Raw genomic sequence first — 2,273 nt, 5'->3', positions numbered from 1 at the left:
TGTCCTTATTCACGTCCATAAGGACAATCGGCCACATTCACATCAAACTGAAAAGGCGGCCCACGCCGGAGGCGTACTATGTAGGAGCTGAAAAGACGCTTTTTGCGTTTAACGATGCCTATGTCAAAAACCCAGAAAGACCGACCCTCGGCCTCCAGTTCAAGGATGGATTCGGCGAGCTAATTTCGGATTTCCGGCCATACAAAATCAAGCTGATGCCTTACTTCTCTAACCTCCTGCCGGAGGGTCATCTGCGCCGGTACCTGGCGGAGAAGGCAGACATCCATATTGACCGGGAGTACTTTCTCTTGTGGGTGCTCGGGCAAGATCTGCCGGGCGCAATAACCGTCGTCCCAGCGGACGGCGAAGAATGGCCAGACGAGGCCCATAACGTCCTAAAGGGTGAAGCAGCAAGGGAAGCTGCGGAAGATGCCATGCGGTTCTCATTGGCGGGTGTGCAGCTCAAATTCTCAGCTGTTCAAAGCGCCAGCGGGGGATTGACCATTCCTACAAGCGGCGTCGGCGGTAATCGGATTGTCAAACTCCCCTCTCGCGAGTTTGCAAACGTTCCGGAAAATGAATTTTCGATGATGAGCCTTGCTAGGATGGTCGGGATCAACGTGCCTGCGATCGGGCTGATCGACGTGAGATCGATCAGCAACTTGCCAGACGGGATCGAAAAGATCGGGCAACAGGCTTTCGTCATTGAACGCTTCGATCGTAATGATGATGGAAGCGTCACGCATATAGAGGATTTTGCGCAGGTCTTTAACGTTTATCCTGAGAACAAGTACAAGAAAGCCAGTTACCGCAACCTGATATCAGTGATCGCATCAGAATCCGATCAGGATGATGTGGCCGAATTCATTCGCCGTCTGACATTCAACGTTCTGATCGGCAACGGCGACATGCACCTGAAAAACTGGTCATTGATCTATCCTGATCGCCGAAACGCACGCCTCGCTCCAGCCTATGACTTCATATCCACGATCCCGTACATCGCAAACGATAAATCCGCGCTGACCTTCAGCCGGACGAAAGAGTTCACCGGGTTTACGTTGGACGAACTGGCGCATCTATCCGCGAAGGCGTACCTGCCGCGCAAGCTCGTCCTCGACACAGCCAAAGAAACCGTCGCTCTATTTATGGAACGATGGGAAGCAGAAAAGGCCGCTCTTCCCATGCGTCAAGACGTCGTCGAGACCATGGACAAACATCTTGTGACTTTGCCGATTGTCACCGGCAAAGCGTGAACAGGTGTGGCCCGAGCCGCATCCAGGATTTTACCACGATTGGCTGCCATGGACGTCAGCCGGTTGCTGGCCACTGAGGCATTTGAAGCTGAGGTGAAAACCGCCTTCTTCACGGAATTCAGCACAGTTAACCAGTTCCTGATGCACTTGGCGTGATCGAGACGCGGCTTGGGCGTCAGTCCGCGTTTCGTTTCCAACGGTGATCGGCATCGACGACTGGGCGTGGCGGCACAATCAGCGCTACGGGAAGATCATCAGATCATCTGTGATCCTGAACGGCGCAAAACCATTGCACTTCTGCCAGATCGAGAGCTGGCGACCGCTCAACCCTGGCTTTCGGATCAGCAACAGATCAGCATTGTCGCCCGCGACCGCGGTGGCGCCTACGCCCTTGCTGCAGCCAAGGCGCTGTCAATCGGCTCGGAATGTTGGCTCTGACGCACATTCGATGATCATGCCCGGCATTGTAGCGGGATAACTTCTTGAACCAAAACGACTTTAAGCCTTGCTCGGAGCCGCCGATCTACAACGCTGCTATAAACTGCCAGCGTGTGTAGAAAAGCCCGCGATATCTAATGCTTCTTCCATATCGAATGCCGAGAGCATCATCGAATGTGCGTCAGACCCAATATTCCACACGATGACGTAATTGCTGCCGGCATGTTCCAGTCTGCTCTGTAGTGGCAGACTGGTCCTGGTAACAACGGGAGGACATCACGATGAAGCAGTATGTCGGATTGGACGTCTCACAGAAGGAAACGGCTGTTTGTGTCGTTGACGAGAATGGCCGGCTGACCTTCGAGGGCCGGGCGAAGTCGGACCCTGGGGCCTTGGCTGCCCTGCTGGCAAAGAAGGCACCAGATGCGGATCGTGTTGGCTTCGAGACAGGTGCGATGTCGAGCTGGCTCTGGCATGAGCTGAAGCGGATCGGCGTGCCGGTGGCATGCATCGATGCGCGACACGCCCATGCTGTGTTGTCGGTTCGGATGAACAAAAGCGATGAGAACGACGCGCGCGGCT

General features: G+C 54.6%; 2 protein-coding genes and 1 pseudogene. All 3 read left to right on the top strand.

Features of this window, described 5'->3' with window-relative positions; all coding sequences use genetic code 11:
* The first annotated feature begins 17 nt into the window (after nt 1-17).
* Nucleotides 18-1,253 carry a type II toxin-antitoxin system HipA family toxin gene (locus tag MKI86_RS23765; protein WP_241605994.1) on the top strand — a complete coding sequence of 412 codons (1,236 nt, stop codon included), beginning with the start codon at nt 18-20 and terminating at the stop codon, nt 1,251-1,253.
* A 199-nt stretch (nt 1,254-1,452) separates the two neighbouring features.
* Nucleotides 1,453-1,664, top strand: a pseudogene (locus MKI86_RS23760) (transposase); the annotation flags it as partial.
* Between the two features lie 308 nt (nt 1,665-1,972).
* Nucleotides 1,973-2,273: IS110 family transposase (locus MKI86_RS23755; RefSeq protein WP_241605992.1), on the top strand; the 301-nt coding region annotated here is incomplete at its 3' end.

Source organism: Shinella sedimenti (assembly GCF_022601905.1).
Classification (GTDB): domain Bacteria; phylum Pseudomonadota; class Alphaproteobacteria; order Rhizobiales; family Rhizobiaceae; genus Shinella; species Shinella sedimenti.
Note: the sequence above shows the minus strand (reverse complement) of the source record. Positions and strands in the feature narration are given on the sequence as shown.